Source organism: Paenibacillus sp. Y280, from assembly GCF_056786335.1.
Genome location: NZ_JBXCIW010000008.1, coordinates 122,171 through 140,665 on the forward strand (window position 1 = coordinate 122,171; position 18,495 = coordinate 140,665).

The 18,495-nt window shown below is 46.8% G+C and carries 17 protein-coding genes and 1 pseudogene; 6 read left to right on the plus strand and 12 right to left on the minus strand.

Translation table 11 applies throughout. The features are described from left to right. Position 1 precedes the first annotated feature (1 nt). From AC1TPC_RS13050 to AC1TPC_RS13060, 3 genes are all read right to left on the minus strand, one after another. Positions 2 to 1,966 carry a glycosyltransferase family 39 protein gene (locus AC1TPC_RS13050; protein WP_482067277.1) on the minus strand — a complete coding sequence of 655 codons (1,965 nt, stop codon included), beginning with the start codon at positions 1,964 to 1,966 and terminating at the stop codon, positions 2 to 4. Then, positions 1,966 to 3,258: an MFS transporter gene (locus AC1TPC_RS13055; protein ID WP_482067278.1), complete on the minus strand. Its 1,293-nt coding sequence runs from the start codon at positions 3,256 to 3,258 to the stop codon at positions 1,966 to 1,968. Before AC1TPC_RS13055 ends, AC1TPC_RS13050 begins: the two co-directional genes overlap by 1 nt. A 107-nt stretch (positions 3,259 to 3,365) precedes the next feature. Then, entirely contained in the window at positions 3,366 to 3,926 is a 561-nt protein-coding gene (locus AC1TPC_RS13060) for a GNAT family N-acetyltransferase (protein ID WP_482067279.1), read from the minus strand. Between the two features lie 69 nt (positions 3,927 to 3,995). Here AC1TPC_RS13060 and AC1TPC_RS13065 point away from each other — a divergent pair, with 69 nt between their 5' ends. Continuing rightward, complete coding sequence (locus AC1TPC_RS13065) at positions 3,996 to 6,221, plus strand: UvrD-helicase domain-containing protein (protein ID WP_482067280.1); 2,226 nt, start codon at positions 3,996 to 3,998, stop codon at positions 6,219 to 6,221. A 191-nt stretch (positions 6,222 to 6,412) separates the two neighbouring features. On the opposite strand, the gene AC1TPC_RS13070 is transcribed toward AC1TPC_RS13065, so the two are convergent. Together AC1TPC_RS13070 and AC1TPC_RS13075 are read right to left on the minus strand one after the other, a co-directional pair. Then, on the minus strand, positions 6,413 to 6,979 hold the full coding sequence (locus AC1TPC_RS13070) for a GNAT family N-acetyltransferase (protein WP_482067281.1): 567 nt from the start codon (positions 6,977 to 6,979) through the stop codon (positions 6,413 to 6,415). 129 nt (positions 6,980 to 7,108) lie between these two features. Beyond that, positions 7,109 to 7,591 (minus strand): DinB family protein, encoded by a 483-nt coding sequence (locus AC1TPC_RS13075; RefSeq protein ID WP_482067399.1) that lies wholly within the window; start codon positions 7,589 to 7,591, stop codon positions 7,109 to 7,111. A 658-nt stretch (positions 7,592 to 8,249) separates the two neighbouring features. On the opposite strand from AC1TPC_RS13075, the gene AC1TPC_RS13080 reads away from it, so the two are divergent. Next, complete coding sequence (locus AC1TPC_RS13080) at positions 8,250 to 9,143, plus strand: copper amine oxidase N-terminal domain-containing protein (RefSeq protein ID WP_482067282.1); 894 nt, start codon at positions 8,250 to 8,252, stop codon at positions 9,141 to 9,143. A 119-nt stretch (positions 9,144 to 9,262) separates the two neighbouring features. On the opposite strand, the gene AC1TPC_RS13085 is transcribed toward AC1TPC_RS13080, so the two are convergent. Both AC1TPC_RS13085 and AC1TPC_RS13090 read right to left on the minus strand, forming a co-directional pair. Beyond that, positions 9,263 to 9,766, minus strand: a complete 504-nt coding sequence (locus AC1TPC_RS13085) for an N-acetyltransferase family protein (protein ID WP_482067283.1) — start codon at positions 9,764 to 9,766, stop codon at positions 9,263 to 9,265. Positions 9,767 to 9,813: 47 nt separating this feature from the next. Beyond that, the gene (locus AC1TPC_RS13090) at positions 9,814 to 10,092 is read right to left on the minus strand and encodes a DUF2277 domain-containing protein (protein ID WP_482067284.1); all 279 of its coding nucleotides are present in this window, start codon (positions 10,090 to 10,092) and stop codon (positions 9,814 to 9,816) included. Positions 10,093 to 10,342: 250 nt separating this feature from the next. Between AC1TPC_RS13090 and AC1TPC_RS13095 the strand changes: the two genes are divergently transcribed. Together AC1TPC_RS13095 and AC1TPC_RS13100 are read left to right on the plus strand one after the other, a co-directional pair. Beyond that, on the plus strand, positions 10,343 to 10,717 hold the full coding sequence (locus AC1TPC_RS13095; protein WP_482067285.1) for a winged helix-turn-helix transcriptional regulator: 375 nt from the start codon (positions 10,343 to 10,345) through the stop codon (positions 10,715 to 10,717). Between the two features lie 261 nt (positions 10,718 to 10,978). Then, entirely contained in the window at positions 10,979 to 11,782 is an 804-nt protein-coding gene (locus tag AC1TPC_RS13100) for an MFS transporter (RefSeq protein ID WP_482067286.1), read from the plus strand. Between the two features lie 115 nt (positions 11,783 to 11,897). Here AC1TPC_RS13100 and AC1TPC_RS13105 read toward each other — a convergent pair whose 3' ends face one another. From AC1TPC_RS13105 to AC1TPC_RS13115, 3 genes are all read right to left on the minus strand, one after another. Next, positions 11,898 to 12,401, minus strand: coding sequence for a ferritin (locus AC1TPC_RS13105; RefSeq protein ID WP_482067287.1), 504 nt, complete (start codon positions 12,399 to 12,401; stop codon positions 11,898 to 11,900). 95 nt (positions 12,402 to 12,496) lie between these two features. Then, positions 12,497 to 12,718: a DUF1450 domain-containing protein gene (locus AC1TPC_RS13110; protein ID WP_482067288.1), complete on the minus strand. Its 222-nt coding sequence runs from the start codon at positions 12,716 to 12,718 to the stop codon at positions 12,497 to 12,499. Positions 12,719 to 12,786: 68 nt separating this feature from the next. After that, positions 12,787 to 14,211 (minus strand): S41 family peptidase, encoded by a 1,425-nt coding sequence (locus AC1TPC_RS13115; protein WP_482067289.1) that lies wholly within the window; start codon positions 14,209 to 14,211, stop codon positions 12,787 to 12,789. 135 nt (positions 14,212 to 14,346) lie between these two features. Between AC1TPC_RS13115 and AC1TPC_RS13120 the strand changes: the two genes are divergently transcribed. Both AC1TPC_RS13120 and AC1TPC_RS13125 read left to right on the plus strand, forming a co-directional pair. Next, positions 14,347 to 15,153: a Cof-type HAD-IIB family hydrolase gene (locus AC1TPC_RS13120; protein WP_482067290.1), complete on the plus strand. Its 807-nt coding sequence runs from the start codon at positions 14,347 to 14,349 to the stop codon at positions 15,151 to 15,153. A gap of 79 nt (positions 15,154 to 15,232) precedes the next feature. Beyond that, positions 15,233 to 15,424, plus strand: coding sequence for a cysteine-rich CWC family protein (locus tag AC1TPC_RS13125; protein ID WP_482067291.1), 192 nt, complete (start codon positions 15,233 to 15,235; stop codon positions 15,422 to 15,424). On the opposite strand, the pseudogene AC1TPC_RS13130 reads toward AC1TPC_RS13125, so the two are convergent. Together AC1TPC_RS13130 and AC1TPC_RS13135 are read right to left on the minus strand one after the other, a co-directional pair. Beyond that, a pseudogene (locus AC1TPC_RS13130) lies at positions 15,414 to 15,518 on the minus strand (phage tail protein); the annotation flags it as partial. The gene AC1TPC_RS13125 and the pseudogene AC1TPC_RS13130 sit on opposite strands and share 11 nt — an antisense overlap. 40 nt (positions 15,519 to 15,558) lie before the next feature. Beyond that, the gene (locus AC1TPC_RS13135) at positions 15,559 to 17,994 is read right to left on the minus strand and encodes a bifunctional diguanylate cyclase/phosphodiesterase (protein WP_482067292.1); all 2,436 of its coding nucleotides are present in this window, start codon (positions 17,992 to 17,994) and stop codon (positions 15,559 to 15,561) included. Positions 17,995 to 18,495 lie beyond the last annotated feature (501 nt).

Consider the following 18,495-nt stretch of genomic DNA (forward strand, 5'->3'; position numbering starts at 1 on the left):
GTCAATCCATACTCCACACCACATCATCAACATTCAACCAGCCCGCTCCCCCGACAAAATAAACAGTAACCGTATCGTTCGCAGCAACTAGCACTGCTGGCAGCTTTATCTCGGCGTATTCTTCTTGAGATAGGACTTTCAGCTCTTGAGCCATCACACCATTTATAGAGATGCCAACCGTGCCGCCATCCCCGCCAGCACTTACTTTTGCGGACAGTACGTATTCCCCGGCATTAGCGCTTATAAATGTCTGATTGGCGCTATGCTCTGAGCCGGGGTCTACGTACATGAGGTTTGAGCCTTCAAACGGTCGATTTGTTCCGATTCCTGCGCCAGCCGTAAACGACCAATACCGCTGACCTTCCTCGAAGCTGCCGTTTTGAAAAGTTTCATGAGCCTCCGGCGGTTTTATCATTCCTTTACCGCTGACAACCGTATAATGCTTGAAGCGCTTAATTCGGTATCCTGAATTCTCGTCAGGAATAGCGTCGTTATTGCTAAAAATATAAGCAGCCTCCTCATCCGGCTTGAGCTCAGGCTTCCCGAAATGGTACCTGCCGAAGGAGCGTACAAATTGAAAGGGCTGTCCAGGGTTTATATAATCTACCGTGTCTATAAATTGCTGCGGCGCGATTTTTTCATAAAACAACACGTAAATATAAGGCATCATCACTTGATCCGTCACATAGACAGCGCCTTCCGTCTCATCCGAGGCGTACGTGATGGCTTCGCCAAAGGACTCATAGAACATCGGGCTTATTTGCTTCGCATAGGCAGTGAAATAATGTCCGCAGAACAATAGAAAGAAAATCGAGAACGCACCGATTGCAACGACCAGCGAGTATTTGATTTGCTTATGCAGCCACATCAAGCCAGCAACAGCCAAGTACACCGTCGGGTAAAAAATAATATTGATCCGGTTGATGTTCACATCCGTAATGAGCGTCATTAAGACGGCTGCTCCGAACCAAATGGCGATAATCGCAGTCTCCACGCGGAACTGCTTCACTAATTTGAAGCTCCCATACAGAATGCCTATACCGATAAGCGGCAAAGCGAGCGGATACATATAGCCATATTCAGGAATCGCATTCCAAAGCAGGCCATCATTTTGGTTGATATACAATTTCAAAAATAGCTTGAAATGTTGAACGAACATCGATATGGCGTTGCCTTCGAATGCCGATGATACTTGCTCCACTCTGGGAACGGTAAGCTTCGGTATGGAGAACAGCCATTGAACCGGCGACATATTGAACCTGTTTATTAGAACAAACAAGCCGATTGGCGCTGCTAAAATAACGAAGACGACGCTATTCCACAGCAGGCTGCGCAGCTTGAACACCTTTCTTGCAACGAGCAGGCTGAGTACGCCTAAGCCAAACACCGGAACAAAAAAATAGGCAGTGCCGTAAGCATAAAGCGAAGCGGCAAGCGTTATCGTGAAGCCAATCAGCCACCTCGGCTGATGGAACGCTTTTAACAAGAAAAATACGGCAAGCAGAATCAGAGTGGGGAAAATATTCGACTCAAGCGCCCACCTGGACATCATAATATGCCACGGACAGATGACGATAAAAAAGGCCGCTACAGCAGCTGCGTGCTTTCTCTTAAATAGCTGATTAGCTATCAAATAGAATAGAACCATGCTTAGCAGCCCAAACAGTATGCTCACCATTCGAACCGATAACGGATTTAATCCGAATAAATAGATGAAAGGCATAGATAAATACGCATAAAGCGCATTTTGGCCGCTTCCCCATGCGATCAAATGAATCGGCAGCGAAACGCCATTCCGATCGATTCCATAATGAAGAAGGGAATACGCCTCGTAGCCGATCGAAGCCTCGTCCTGATTTAAGCCGCCAGGAATAGAGCCTGCGTATATGACTCTCACTGCTGCTCCGATTAGAAACAGCAGCAGGAGCAGTTGGTTTTTTTTCACCCATTCGATCGTACTCGTCATTACTGTGGTTCACCGCTTCTTGTAGAAGTATTAGACTGACGAATCGGGTATAAATAGAAGAAGAGCAGCGCGATGAGCAGTGCAGCAAACGGTATAACGCTAAGCATCGAGCGGATGCCCCATACGGCCGCTTCCGATTGCACGGCATCCTTCACATATCCGGTCGCCTCCAATATAAGCCCAAGCACAACCGCTTGCAGCGAGATGCCCCATTTGACGATAAAGCCGTTCATGCCAAAGTACATGCCTTCCCTGCGAACCCGCGTACGCGTCTCATCCTCGTCGATAATTTCGGACAAAAGCACATCCAGCAAAACGAGCAGTCCCGCTAGGCCGATGCCGATTACAGCCGCAGCCGCAGCAGCCGCTGCAACGCTTGCTACGAATAAGAAAGGCAGCATGGCAAGCGCATAGATGCTAATTGCAGCAATGACCGTTTTGCGCGCTCCCCATTTTTGCAGCAATCTCCCCCATATGTATACGAAAGGAATAGCTGCAACGAAGATAGCGCCTAACAAAATCGTATTGCTGTCTTCCGAAGCTCTGAGCACGTATTTGGTAAAGAAAGGGATAGCAGCAGGCAGCATCGCAAAGGTGAACTGCGCAAAGAAGCTGCCGATTACAAATAGTACAAACGCTTTGTTCGAGAACGTAAATTTCAATGACTGGACGAACCCAATCTCTTCGCGCTGTACGACGATTTTTTCCTTGCTTGCCGATACCATCACGATAAAGAAAACAAGCGCAATGCCTGCAAAAGTCGCCCCCATCGGACCCCAGCCAAGCTCACCGTATACGAGCGGAGGCAGCGCCACGCCAATAATCATCCCGAGTATACCGAACATTTGCCGCCACGAGGATACCTGCGCGCGCTCCTTGATCGTCGTGAACATTTCAGGAAACAGCGCGGAATAATTCAGGACGACCATGACGAACAAAATATCATATAGCAGAACGATCGTTAGAAAATACCAGAACAAGGCGGAGCCTGTGCCGATCGGAAACCATATTGCCGTAAATAAAGCCGCCAACGGCACCATGCCAAACAGCATATAAGGTATCCGCCTGCCAAAACGTGAGCTCGTCCGGTCGGAAAGATGTCCAAAGAGCGGATTTAATACCGCATTCACGATACCGTGAATCACCATGGCAACACTGATTAAGGCCGGTCTTACGCCCAGCACATCCACATAATAAAAAACGATGTAGGATGCAAAAGCTTGTGCAATTAAATTAACAGATAAATTTCCTGAGCTGTAAGCTAATTTCGATTTAAAGCTTGCATTGGCCATAAATAACACGCTCCCGGTTACGATGAAAGTCTATTACAAACCATGTTTATAACTCTCTCATCTTACCTTACAAACCCTTATTATTCCATATCTAACTTTTAAATTAACTAGATATGCTTAACCATTCGAATATACTGGCTTCCGCTCACTTCAATCATGCCTTCCTCAATGAAATTCAACTTTTTATAAATGGCGTGCGCTCTCGTATTGTATGGCTCGACAATCAACGAAAGCTTGTTGTAGCCTTCCTCTAGGCCCTTCTGTTCAAAAGCGCTAATAAGTGCTTTGGCAATGCCTTGCCCTTGAAAACGCTCATCGACAGCGATTGAATCCAAATAATATTCGCCTTCTTGCGCTTCCACGGCGATGATCTCGTTAGAGCGAGGCCCCTTATCCCGCCCTGGCCGCGTAACAAAAGCCTCGTCGAGCGCGGCTGCTCCATCTCCTGCATAGCTGATTAGCATCCCTGCTATTCCCTCTTCCCTTCGATCAACGAGCACATGCTTATAGCTAATCCGATTGTCTTCACGTGTATAAAAGTCGGATAATATGCGCTCTGCCTCTGCTCTGTCATCGGTTCCCGCAAGCGTGTAAGCGATGTTGCCTATCGCAGCAAGCATAAGCGGCAATACTTCCTGTACGTCTTCTTTTCTGGCTGGTCCAATCATGGTGACATCCCTCATTCTTTTTATGTTCTGTTATAATAGATAAATATTGTTTCTGAAGGTGATGAAGTAGTGAGTAATGACTATTATACATTTCCCATAGGCATTCGAGACAGCAAGGTCCCCTTTGCCCCCCGGGCAGAGGCCGAAACAAGCCGCCAGCTTGTTGGCGCCAGTGCAGTGGATGCTGGTTTTTTCCGTGCGCTCGAGCAGTACGGCATTTCGCTCAACCGCCCCCAAATTGCTGCGGTGCGCCATGAAAAAGGGCCTGCGCTCACGCTTGCAGGTGCCGGTTCGGGCAAGACATCTGTACTCGTATGCCGAACAGCATATTTGCTAGCCGTCCAGCAAGTCCAGCCGCAGCAAATTTTGCTGATGACCTTTTCCAAAAAAGCCGCAGATGAAATGCGAAGCCGCATTCGCTCGCTTCCTGTGCTGAATCCGCAGGCGGCAAGCGGCGTTGAGGCCCGAACCTTTCATTCGTTCTGCCTCCAGCTGCTAAGGGGGCGCGGCTATCGTCAAGGGATACTTGGCGAAACCGGACAAAAGCATATTTTTTTCAAGCGGCTCATGCGCGAGCTGCTGCTGCAAAACGACTATGAGCCGGAGACGCTGCTTGCCCAGCTGTCGGCGATTAAGCTGCAAATGATCAACGTAAGCGATCTTCCAGCAGCGACAACGGAAGAGAGAGAGCTGAAGCTGCTGTTTACCCGTTACGAGCAGTGGAAGAAGGAGCTGGATAAGCTCGACTACGATGATCTTCTGTTGGAAGCGTACAAGCTTCTCAAGGATGACGCGGAGCTGCTTGCAACGCTGCAAAGACGCTTTCAGTACGTTATGATCGACGAGTTCCAAGATACGAATCAAGTCCAATACGTCCTCATTCAGATGCTCGCTGACAAGCATCGCAACCTGATGGTCGTAGGCGATGACGATCAGACGATCTATTCCTTCAACGGAGCAAAGAACGATTATATTTTGAACTTCGAGCATCAATATCCCGGTGCGGCAACTTATATATTGGATATCAACTACCGCTCGACCAGCACGATCGTTGGGCTTGGCAATGCGATCATTCAATATAATAAGCTGCGCAAGGAGAAATCGTTACTGGCTGTGAAGCCAAAAGGCGCAAGCCCATCCTACGCGCGGCTCAAAACGACGCAGGACGAAGCAAAGCTAATCGTAGATACCATTATGTCGCAAACGACACAAGGCAAACGCTCCTTTGGAGACTTTGCTGTTTTGTTCCGTACAGCGAGCAGCAGCAGAGCGCTAATCGAGCTGCTTCTAACAAAGGAGCTTCCGTTTATCGACTTCGGCGACGGCCAGCTATTTTATGATCAATGGACCATTAAGCCTCTGCTTGCGCATCTAAGGCTTGCCCAGGATCGCCGAAACTTCGATGCGATGGAAATTTTGCTCCCTTCTCTCTATGTCAACCGGGAGCAGGCAATGGCCTTCATATGGAACCAGGACAGGCAGCGTGCGAAGAAGTGGCCGCTCATTCATCTCCTTGAATTTCCGCAGCTGAAGGACTTTCAGAAGGACAAAATCAAAGAGCGCATCAAACTCGTTAAATCGTTGACCGATATGAAGCCTGCTTCAGCTATTATGCAGCTACGTCAAGCCTTTTATGACCAATTTCTAGAAACGAGCAAGCGCCATGAAATGACGGAGCACAAAGAAGGGCTAAAGGAAGTGCTCGATGAATTCGAGGCCGCCGCAAGCACCTACGATACGATCGAAGCGTTCCTCGCCTATATTGATGATATTACGGACAAGCATGCTGCCGTACAGCAGCTTCAGAAGCATGCACATAACCGCAGCGCCATATCGTTGATGTCGATCCATAAATCCAAGGGACTTGAATTTCCGGTCGTATTCGTGATCGGCGTCTCGGAGGGCATTCTCCCTCATAGCTCTGCGCTTGCAGCCGACAAACATAGTGATCGGAGCTCCATCCAGACTGGCGATGATGCGCTTGCCGAAGCGCTGGAAGAGGAACGGCGGCTCGCTTACGTTGCCGTCACAAGAGCGCAGGAAGAGCTGTACATTAGCTCACCTGCTCTATATCGCGGCAAGCCTGCAGAGCTTTCGCGCTTTATCCGCTCCGCCTTTATGAAGGAGGAAGAGGGAGTTTCCGAATCGGCTCTCGCATGGCTTTGCACCAGCGATTCCTGCGAGGTATGGCAGCGGATTATAACGTACGAGGATTCGCAATCGGAGACTCGTGCATGCCCGTTATGCCAATCGCCTATGGAGCAAGGAACGAAGATACTGCCAAAGAAAAAGTGAAAACTCTCGCTTATTATTGAGCGGCAAATCATTGAGATGCATACGCAAATCGGCGTCGATATCATCGATAAAATCTATGCCGAGCTGAATGATGATTTATTTAACCAGGAGCTTGAAATGGGCAAATAAAACAGCGGCAGCCTAAACATGAAAATCATGCTTTAGACTGCCGCTGTTTTTTGTCATACGTTCTACTCCGCTCCATATATGGCACGGAACTCATCCTCCAGCATAGCCATCGTGATCATATCATGGTACTTCCCGTCCAAATAAAGCGCATCCCGCTCCACTCCCTCGCGCTGAAAGCCGAGCTTCTCATATACATGGATGGCACGGGGGTTAAAAGCGTAAACACCCAGATGAATACGATGCAGCTTAAGCGTCTCAAATCCGTACCGAAGCATATGGAGCATCGCTTCCGTACCGTAGCCTTTACCGCGATGCTGCGTCCCTTGAATGCCGATCCGTATATTCGCACTGCGGTTGACGGTATCGATTTCATTCAATACAACCTCTCCCAGCAGCTCATCCGTTTCCTTTAATATAATCATAAAGTCAACACGTGCTTCATCTACGACGCTAATTTTCCGAATCCACGCTTCTATTGCATCGCGGGTAAAATCTGTTTGCGAGCCCGTCAGCAGAGTCATCTCGGAATCTTGCAAAAAAGTATAATAGGCATCCAAATCAGATTCCCGCGCCATTCTTAAGTCAATGCTGCTTCCCTTTATTTGAGGCTCTGTTATTTGTTCCTTCAAGGCTAATCCTCCTATACTCACTACTGTCCTTGTCTGCCGGCAGCCTTCCTAGTTGCATAAAATCCCCCTCCCAGGGCAACACAGCAGCCTGCGTATATTATGCAAACTTGCTCTCGTATTCGCCATCAATCAGATTTTACTTTCGGATACCTTCATAAGTCCTTTTCTGATTAGGTTGGCAGAAACAGGCTCTTTCCCGATTTCGCGCGCCCAGACAGACAATTGACCGTTATGATGAATTTCATGAGCGATCACATGCCGCAAAATTTCTCCCCACGCGAACAACTCGGCGCTCCCGTCCGGTTTATTGTCATAAAAAGGACGATGCTCCATGCTAGCGTCCCAAGAGCGTATGAATTGTTCAACTTCTGCGTGAAATGCAGCGTCAAGCTTACGCACCTTATCCAAAGTGCTGTAGTCCTCAAAGCTTTCTTCGAAATCAGGTTTTCCCTGAATAACTCGAATCCAGCTCCACTCCACATCAACAATATGGAACAGCGTGTGCAAAATGCCGCCAACGCCGCCTGTTCGGCTGCGAAGCAGCTCCTCCTCGGGTACGTCCTCGCACCACCGATACCACTCTTCCCGGACCAGCCAATTGTAATGGAACATTGTATGCAATAGGAAAACCTCCTTTAAATAGGTGCAATTATGCTCTGGAGCTCGTTAACGTTTCGTCGGCTATAATTGATAACAGCTTACTACAACTGGAAGCTTTGTTCTATGTAGAAAACAGCTATAATGAATGGATGGATGGTGCTGGTTGCCGATTACTGCTGTAAAATGAAAGGACTGCCGAGCGGCAGTCCTTTGTGAAAGTAGTCAGAAAATGCTGTCTTGTCTTAATGACTGATTACATACCGAAATTTTTCAAAATAAGAAATTCGTCCTCCATCTACTCAATATAAAATGTTCAATGCATGAGAAAAAGTTAGCATATGACCAATTAAATCATGATGCGATTCCGCCCGATATATGATTGGAAAATCTGATAGTTGTTCCAGCACTAAATGTGAAAGATCAGTGAAGTTTTATCAAGTGCCCCAAGTAATACGGCTTCAGCTGTTTCTATATTACATCCAAGACATGCCAGATATCACCGGTTTCTTTTTTACAAATTGAAATGACCGAAAGCCCGTCTCCTAGTCGTTTATTATCAAGCATGAACACTCACTTCCTTCCACATAAATACTTAATGTGCAACTTTTCACAAAAAAAATGCGTTATTAACATTTAGGAAGAATGAAGATAAAACAAGGAGGCTTCACTTTTGAAAAAATGGATTCAAGCAACAGCAGCTTCGCTTTCGGTCATTGGAATGTTAGTTTCAGGAGTAACGGTCTCCGCCGCGCCGCAAAAACCAACCTTGGTTTATATTGATGGCGAGCTTCAAAAGGATGTACTTACCGTAAATCAAAGAACAATGGTTCAGCTAAAAGCTTTTAACGACCCGGTAAATCTAACGTATTCCTACGAACAAGCCACCAAGACGATCGTTATAGTCAATAAAGAAAAGAAAACGACTGTACGCCTTAAAAGCAGAGCTACAACGGCTGAGGTTAACGGTAAAAGCGTCAAGCTTGATGCCCCTGTTACGATTAAAGACGGAAGAACCTATATTCCACTGCGCTTCATCTCAGAAACGTTGGGAGGGGTATTGAAATACAACAATACGAATAAGAGCGTAATTGTGCGCACACCGTCTGGTGAGGAACGCTTTAACATCCTTATGCACGGAGATTTAGTAAAAGCTCGCGAAATTGCCATTCATTATCCATCAACGTATGCGGGAAAACAAATTGAAGCAACTGGAGAAGGATATACATTCGCATATACTTTTCCCAAAGGAGAAGCACTGCGTTTTGAGTATCAATATAAAGGGCTGATCAATTATACCGAAATAAATCAGGATGGCATTGCTGTCGTGAAATGGCAAAATGATTCTAACGGAAGAAATGGGGAAGTGGGTACACGACATGAGGCTTTTGGAGAATCCGTCTATTTCACTCATCATTTGATGCTTGAAAAAATCGTGTACGGAACGATCGATAGTCAAGGAAAAAGCACCGAGCTTGGCTTTAACGACTATAGCTCGATCAAAGAATTAGAGGATTTCATGATCGTACCTATCGAGGGAGAAGTCCGAACTGACAAGCAGACATAGAAAGAATTAGATAGACATCAGTCCTCAACATACTAAAGCAACGGCAGACTAGAACCTGAAAGCAGTGTCCTAGCCTGCCGTTCCTTTGAATCCCTTATTCACTTTTAGTCCAGTGATAATTAAAGCTTTAAAACCATGAAGTCCTCGTCAAAATACTGCCCGTTGAATTTCAAGGCGCTCCGCTCTACGCCATAAACCACGAATCCAATTGATTCGTAAAGCTTCTTCGCGGATTCGTTATTAGATACGACTGTTAAGTTCACTTGCTCCAAACCATCACATGCTTTTGCTATTACGATTAGTTCAAGCATGAGCAGCTTCCCCAAACCCTTGCCTCGCATTTCTGGCACTACGTACATCCCGTAAACATTGCCTTTATGGGCCGTTTTCAAGCCGTTATCACGCATAAAAGTTACAATCCCCACTAACGAACTTTTAGCATCAAAAGCACCGATAACAAATTTATCCTTAGTCGGTTTTATTCGTTCTACTACCGTTTCAAGTGTATATACCGCTTCTCTCTCAAAAGTTGATCCAAAGGCTTCTGGATTGACCTTAAGCGAGCTTAAACGTAATTGTTGGTATAATGGGGCATCCGATTGCTCCAATACACGTATATTCATAGCTTCATCTCCTTATTCGAGCACAATAAGCTCGCTATGGAACGAGCTTACTCCCTGCTGGTTCCGAACCTTTGTGCATTTCTCGCGCGGGCACGCTCAATCTCCACCTCGCGATTGCGAGAATCTGCGTTTGTTACAAGGGAATCCAGCAGCGTACGGGCGGCGGCTGCCACCTCCTCTACAGCACGATGAAAGGCCTCCTCATTCGCCTGTGACGGCTTGTTGAAGCCAGAGAGCTTTCTAACGAATTGGAGCGAAGCCGATTGGATCTCTTCTTCTGTCGCGGGCGGATCAAAGTTAAATAACGTCTTAATATTTCTGCACATGTTCTTCTCCTTTTTAATCAATGTTTTGTTGTTTCGAAGCATAGCTATATTATATTTTCACCTAAAGATCCTCCAAGTTATTATCATTTTACCATACCCCTATCTACCCAAATAGACGTGCCTAAGGTGGAAAAGTTCCTCAAACGATTGACATGATGAAAAGCGCAGGATCATAATGGTAGCATAAAATAATGTTAAACTGTCGTTCTTTGCTCTAGTTAAATTATCGATGAATTAGGAGGGGCAGCCCATGGCCGTTCAAGACAGCCAGCATGGCGACTGCAAGGAGAGTGCCGGCTCAAGCATCTGCGAGGTGCTGCAAATATTGGGCGCCAAATGGGCGTTCCTCGTTCTTGAAGAGCTGCTAAGGGGACCGCAGCGGTTCAATCAGCTCCAGCGGAATGTAGCCATCGTCAAGACCCAATCCCTTACCGATACCCTTCGTCACTTGGAAAAAAACGGTCTTGTGTTGCGCGAGGTCTTTCCAACTGTTCCTGTCACGGTGGAATACTCACTGACGGAGAAGGGCAGCGATTTTCAAACAGCGTTAATGGAAATGGATAAATGGGTGCAAAAGTGGGGCAACACGGTGCAGACCGCTCAACCTTCTGAAAAATCATCTTAATCGCGTTATGTAATGAACCGCCAGGGGATCTATCCCTTGGCGGTTTTTTGTCATGGACATAAAACCTCTCACTTACTTAAAGTTAGTTAGTCCATATAAATGGATGATGTCCAACTGTTTTGCGTTCTTACTTATCTAAAGTAACTTGATTATAATTCAGTTAAGCATTTTGCCGGACGCGGCCAACTGCTTGAACAACAACATCGGCTTTCATCCAAAGCGAGGAATCCATCATACCCAAATTGAAAGGACTAAACCATTATGAACCGGATTGTCATTTATATTTTAACGATAGCTGTCTTCTTCACCGCTACTTCAGAACTCGTCGTTGCTGGCATTTTGAATATATTGGCTGACCGAATGCAAGTTTCCGTTGCTCTCGCTGGGCAGCTTATTACCGTCTATTCACTCGCTTTCGCGATTGGTACCCCTGTCGTCGTATCGGTAACTTCGCGAATGGGACGAAAAAAGCTGCTGCTCCTTGCGATGCTTTTCTTCATTCTCGGCAATCTCGCCTCATTCCTCAGGGAAGCCGGGAACTCCATCATGTTCACGTATTTAACTCCTTTTCTAGACTCGATTTTGCACAGGAGCGTATCCTCAATCGGGTTCATCATGCTGGCATTCGGAATTGCTGGCGCATTCGGCTCCCGGATCGGAGGCTCCGCTGTCGACAAATGGGGAAGCGTACGCATAATGATCACAAGTATGGTCGCTCATGTCATAACGCTCGCCCTACTGCCGCTGGTTATTCACTCATTCCCTCTTGCCATAACACTTCTATCGATTTGGGTCATGTCTATGTTCATTATGGGCCCTGCAACGCAAACCTACTTCATCGAGAAAGTGCCACAATCCGCTAATCTCGTCATCAGCCTAAACACTTCCGTGACCCAGATCGGCCTGGCGATGGGGGCGGGAGTCGGGGGCATGGCTGTAACATGGAACGAGTCTGTTTTATACAATCCATGGATTGCTAGCACTTCGCTGCTTCTGGCATTCATCGCTGCAGTCATCTCCTTCCGGAAGAGCAAAAGAATGCTCATCAACCCCTCCATTCAATAACCACCACGAATACCCGCTTTTCACTTCAAAAAAAAGACCGTCGTTCTCAGGTAGAGTATTCTACCCGAAAAGGACGGTCTCTTCGTAATTTGCTAAGCGTAAGCTGTTCTCTTCCTTACAGCGCCGGCGCCGTGAAAGAGCGAGTAGCAAACTCAGCGTCGAGCATATAGAAAGCGTTGCTGTCTTTGTCGATCCGCTTCAGCTTATGAATGATATTGTCAAACAGCGCCTCTTCTTCAACCTGCTCATCGATAAACCATTTGAGGAAGTTGATCGTCGCATGCTCACGATCGCTGATCGCAAGGTCAGACAAATTGTAGAAGCGTTTCGTATTTTGCTGCTCATGCCCGTAGCCTTGCTCAAATGTGTCCAAGATGGACGCGTAATCGTTATTTGGCTCTCCTAGAGCGGAAAGCGTCGCACGACGGCCGCGGTCGTTCAGGAATTTGTATATTTTCATAGCATGAAACCGTTCTTCCTCAGCTTGTACAATGAAGAAGTTAGCGAAACCATCCAAGCTCTCGCCCGAACAATACGCTGCCATTGCTAGATACACATGCGCTGAATAAAATTCAAAATTCATCTGTTCATTTAAAGCTTCTGCCAATCCATCATTCATGCTCGTGCACCTCAACTTTCCTAGATTGTACTTATTCTAACATAAAAATAAAGAACGGCAAATGCCGTTCTTGTAAATGTATCCATATTTAATTGTTAACCGATCATTTTTTTCAATCGTTTATAGAGCTTCTCTGGAGACGGTGCGCTAACCGTCTTCGACTTAACGACGACGAAGCACTCTAGCTTGCAGGTTTTGCAATCGCCGAGACAATCGCTTTTCTTCTGCTTAATATCCGGATATTCGCTTTTCATTGCCTTAAAAATCGGCTCTGAACCATTCTTTAAATTCCGTTTGCAATACTTTATCTTCTTCATCCGATTCACCCCGCAGCGCAACGAAGGATTTGCTTCCTACTTGATGATAATGATTATCATCCCCGTTGTCAACTGCGATTTTTTAGAACGTCTAATCCTTTATGCAGCTGGCTGTCTTCTCGTCCAAGCTTCTCGCGCAGCCGCTCGAGCAGTTGATAGCCTGTCTTGTCATTAAAGCTGCCCGTAACCTCCAGCTTCTCGGCAGCTTGGAACTTGCGCATAGCCTCAGCTGTCTGATTGTCGAACAGGCCTTCTTGACCCGCAGGCGTATAGCCCAGCACCTTCAGCATCTGCTGCAGCGTCTTCACATCCTCGCCGTAGCTTCCCACTTTCATATCCGAGCCGATGGCAAGCGGTCTTAGCTCGGTATACGCGGGCAGTTTTACTGTAAAATCCGGCGAAACGCCCGTTTTATTAATCCAAGTTCCTCCAGGCGTCTTCCACTGAGCCTCCGTTAAGCTTAGGACCGAGCCGTCTTTAAATTGATTAAAGGCTTGAACGACGCCTTTGCCGTACGTTTTCTCCCCAATTACAGCAGCCCCTGCCGATTCCTTCAAAGCAGCTGTCAGCACCTCGCTGGCGCTGGCGGATTGCCCGTTTACGAGCACTGCAATCGGTACGGTCCATTCCTTCTCTTGCTTCGATTTATAAGTAATCGTCTGGCGCTCGTTTTTGTATACAACGTTCAAAATAACCTTGTCCTTCGGAATAAGCGTGCTCGCGATATTGATGGTCGGCTGCAGCAGGCCCCCCGGATTCGAGCGCATATCAAGCAGCAAACCTTTAAGCGGCTGCTTCGCCTGCAGCTCGGCAAGTGCTGCCTCAAATTCATCCGCTGTTTTCTCTGCAAAGCGGCTGATCGTCACATGGCCGATACCGCCCTCGAGCATCTCAGAAGTAACGGTATGAATCGGAATCGCTTCCCGCTTCAGCGTCAGCGCAATGTGTTCGGCCTGATTCGGCCGCAGAACCTTGAGCGAGACCGACGTTCCTTCTTCGCCTCTAATGACGCCCAGCAGCTCCTCAAACGTCTTTCCGCTCAGCTTCTGATCATCTACCGAGAGGATGGTATCGCCCGGCAGCAAGCCGCCGCGCTCGGCAGGAGCGCCCTTCGTAAGTCCGCTGATGACAAACTGCCCTTCCTCCTCGCGTATTTCAGCCCCAATACCGTAAATTTGGCCTTCATAGGATTCCGTATAAGCGCTGCCCTTCTCCTCGGCCAAATATCGGGAATACGGGTCCTCAAGTGAAGCAACCATCCCTTCTACCGCGCCGTTTATAAGCTTTTTCGGCTCCGCGCCGTTTAAATAATCATTTATAATTTTAGTGTAAGAGACGGTAAATTGCTTGAATGCCGGCTCCTTCAGCATCGGATATCGATTGCCCATCCATAGCAGGCCCAGTGCAAAGCCGACGGCTGTAAACAAAACAGCGCCCAGCACGCAAAGAGTCAGAAATCGTTGTTTTGATGCCGCTGATGTAAAATTGTTCATCTGTTCATCTCCTTAAAATTTTACGAAGTAAAACTACTTCGAAAGCATACGCAAAGTCTTGTATGTGTGGATCATTTTAGCTACAATCAACCTAATCTAAAAATTAGAGAGCTGGAGAGGAGCTTCACCGCTAGTATGTATAAACTTATTGCAATTGATGTTGACGACACCTTATTAACGGATGACCTAACCGTAACGGAAGGCACGAAGCGTTCGATGGAGGCTGCCATCGCGCAGGGTGTGACCGTGACACTCGCAACGGGACGCATGTTCGCTTCCGCTCAAAAGATCGCCAAGCAAATTGAACTCAATGTTCCTATTATTACTTATCAGGGAGCCCTCGTCAAAACTCTGCTCGATGGACAAGTATTATATGAGAGAAACGTTCCTATCGATGCGGCCAAGGAGCTTCACGCGTACGCTGAAGCAAATGGTCTTCACCTGCAGCTTTATGTAGATGACGAGCTGTACGGAACAGAAGATAATGATAAAATAAAAGCCTATTCCAAGCTTTCCAACATTCCATATAAAATAGAGCCTGACTTCAATAAATTGCTCGACTTTCCGATGAACAAAATGCTGATCATCGACGATCCCGCTCGTCTTGACGTTATTGCCGAGGAGCTAAAGCTGCTCATAGGCGATCGCGTTCATATTACAAAATCGAAAGCGCATTACTTGGAGTTCATGCATAAGGAAGGTACGAAGGGACATGCCCTGCGGTTTATGGCTGAGCACTTAGGCTGCACGATGGACCAAACGATTGCCCTTGGCGATGCATGGAACGACAATGAAATGATTATCGCGGCTGGCCTTGGCGTAGCGATGGGCAATGCGATTCAATCGCTGAAGGATATCGCCGATTACGTTACGCTATCGAACAATGAGGAAGGCGTGCGCCACGTTATCGAGAAGTTTGTCCTTCAACCATCTGCTGAATAGGCACGATTGGCACAATACGCAAAACAGCCCCTTCGCCAGAAGCGAAAGGGCTGTTTCTGCAAGATAGGAGCATAGAACAATGAATTGTCCGATATGCGGTAAGCCAAATGAGTGCGGCATCAAAGCTGCACAAGAAGGAGCAGCCGATTGCTGGTGCTTTCGCGAAAAATTTCCTGAGGCTCTTCTTGGGCAGGTTCCAGAAGAAAAACGCAATAAAGCCTGCATTTGCAAGTCATGTGTAATGGCCTATCAAAAATCGGCTAAGACTTAGGTGGAAATATGCCTGTTAGGGCGATGATGAAGTTTAAGCCCAAAAAGGGCTGCATATTATTATGAGGCATGTTTTGACCTGTTGCTCCGATTGCGACTGTGCACAACATTTGATGTTCATATGCAATTAACCGACTACTGCACTGCGCGACTAGGAATAAAAAAAGCTTTCTCCACGTCGTTTGCCGGCAACGGCTTGCTGAAATAATAGCCTTGAATCTTTCTGCATGCATTTTCCGTCAAAATATCAAGCTGATCCTTCGTCTCAATGCCTTCCGCAATAACCTCCATATTCAAATGCTGCGCCATAGCAATAATCGTGGCTACAATCGCTTTATCACCGTTATTCTCTGTAATATCACGGATAAAGGAGCGATCGATTTTAAGCTTGTGAATCGGGAACATTTTCAAATAGCTGAGCGAGCTGTATCCCGTTCCAAAATCGTCCAAGCTGATCTTAATGCCATATTCGTTTAATTGGTTCAAAATACTGCTTGATACGGAGGCGTCCATCATCATGCTTTCCGTTATTTCAAGCTCCAAATATTGCGATTCAAGACCTGTCTCCTCTAAAATAGCCATTATATATTCCGCTAGTTTAGGCTGATGGAATTGCTGCGAGGACAAGTTCACCGAAATAGGGATGAGCGGTCCTCCCTCGGCATGCCATCTACACATTTGGCCGCAAGCCTCTCGCAGCACCCACGTTCCTAGATCGTAAATGAGCCCCGTCTCTTCGGCTAGCGGAATAAAGATGCCCGGAGACAACAAGCCTCTGGACGGATGCTCCCAGCGTACAAGCGCCTCTATTCCGATCATCGCATGATCCTCTGTCCGAATTTGCGGCTGGTAATGCAGCAGCAGCTCGCCTCGTTCGATAGCCTTTCTCAGATCGCCCTCTAGTTCGATTTTTTCCTGCAAAATTTGGTCAAACTTGGTAGTGAAAAACTGATAGCCGTTTTTCCCTCTTTTTTTCACCTCATACATGGCCGTATCGGCATTTTTCAGCAATTGAACAGCATCCTGTCCATGGCCTGGGAACAGCGCAATACCAATGCTCGCAGACACATAGAAATCGCTGTCCTTCAACCTGTATGGGGATTGGATGCTGTTAATAATCTGCTGAGCCAGCCCCTTAACCGTCTCCTGCGATTCGTAATCGCAGCATAGCAGCGTAAACTCATCGCCGCCCATACGTGCGAGGATGACGTTATGCCCTGAAGCGGATTGCTCAATGCGCACGCTGACTTCTTTCAAAAATTGGTCGCCGACTGTGTGGCCAAGCGAATCGTTGATCATTTTAAACCGGTCGATATCAAGCACCATGACGGCAAACGGTGACTTGCTTACACTGCTATCTTCGATTGCTTGAGCGATGGCTTGATTGAACATGCGGCGATTCGGCAAGCCCGTAAGCTCGTCATGGAACGCCAAATGGCTAATTTTCCGCTTCGCCTGCATCTCTTCTGTTATGTCTTTAAAAATAATATAACTCCCGACAACGCTGCCTTCCACGATCACGGGAACATTGGTGACGCTAAGATCAAGTCTGATGCCATCATGGCGGATAATCGCCGTTTCATAATTTGAACTCGCTCCCTGAAAGGTACTGTGGAACATTTTCTTTACGTTCTCAAGGTCCTCGCTGACAATAATCGAACTCATCGTAGAAATGGGCTGATTGATAACCTGTTTGCCGCTATAGCCTGTTATATGCAAGGCAACGGCATTAAAACTAATGACGCGATGCTGCAAGTCAACGGAAACGATGCCATCCTGACTATTTTCGTATAAGGACTTATACCACTTCTCGTTTTGCTCGATCTCCTGATCTTTGCTTGCAAGCTGCTTCGAAATATAAATGCCGAATAAAGATAGGCCGAGTGTAAACAATATCCCGCCCGCAATGAAATAGGCCAGCCATTTTTGGTCCAAAATCACGCTGTAGAAAAGGGCAGACTTGCTGCTGTTGTGAAAATTAGCCGCTACCATGCCTGTATAGTGCATGCCGACGATCGCAGCACCCATTATCGCTCCGCTTCCAAGCTTTTTCCAAAACTCCCCGCGCTGACCACCCTTGCGGAAATAGAATGCTAGCCATAATGCGGCAATGGATGTACCAAATGCAATAAGAACAGATAAAATAAAAATAACCGGAGTATATGTAATATGGATAAGCATTGCAGACATGCCGACATAATGCATGATTGAAATCCCTGAGGCAAGCAATAAGCCGCCGGTGAGCAGTTGAATGCCTGTTAACTCGCTTCGGCCGACAACATACAACGCAATAAACGAAGCAACCATGGCTGCAGCAACCGATAACAGCACAATAATTAAATCATATTTGATCGTTACGGGCAGGTTGAAGGCAAGCATGCCGACAAAATGCATCGACCAAATGCCCATTCCCATCGCTGCCGCACCGAACAATAGCCAGCCGAGTCTTGTTCTCCCCTTAGAAGTGCTTACTCTTCCAGCTAAATCAAGCGCAGTATACGAAGCCATCACTGCAATAATATATGAGAAAAAAACTAATATACTATCATACGAACCGTGAATATGCTCCATTTCATCCCCTCTATTCTATGTAAAATGACTGTGTGACTGAATATTACTTCATTATACATGATTGTTTTGAAATTTTTTTGAAAATATATGCTATTGTTTAGATTACAGCATGGTTTTGCTGTCAGGCACGACAGGCCGCTTGCAGCTCAACCTCCTACATTAGCTTATCGGCTAAGCTTCATATGAAATGAGAAAGAGCTGCTTTAGGTTGTTGGCCTAGAGCAGCTTTTTTTATGCGGTATCCATTCTATCATGCTCGCGAGGTGCCGACTTGCTTTACCTCATGCCTCCATCAAGTATTTGCGCATATTTCTGGTGAATGGTAATTTTCCCGGTGAAGGCATTTCCCTCTGTCAAATCAAAGGCAAGCTCTAAATGGCCGCCTTCCCTTAAATCAACTTTGGCCGCTGCCAGCCACTTACCCGTCAAGAAATGAAGAGTGGTCGACGAAAAACAAAGAGCCCCTCCACCTCGGTGGAAAGACTCTTTATGCTTGTACAT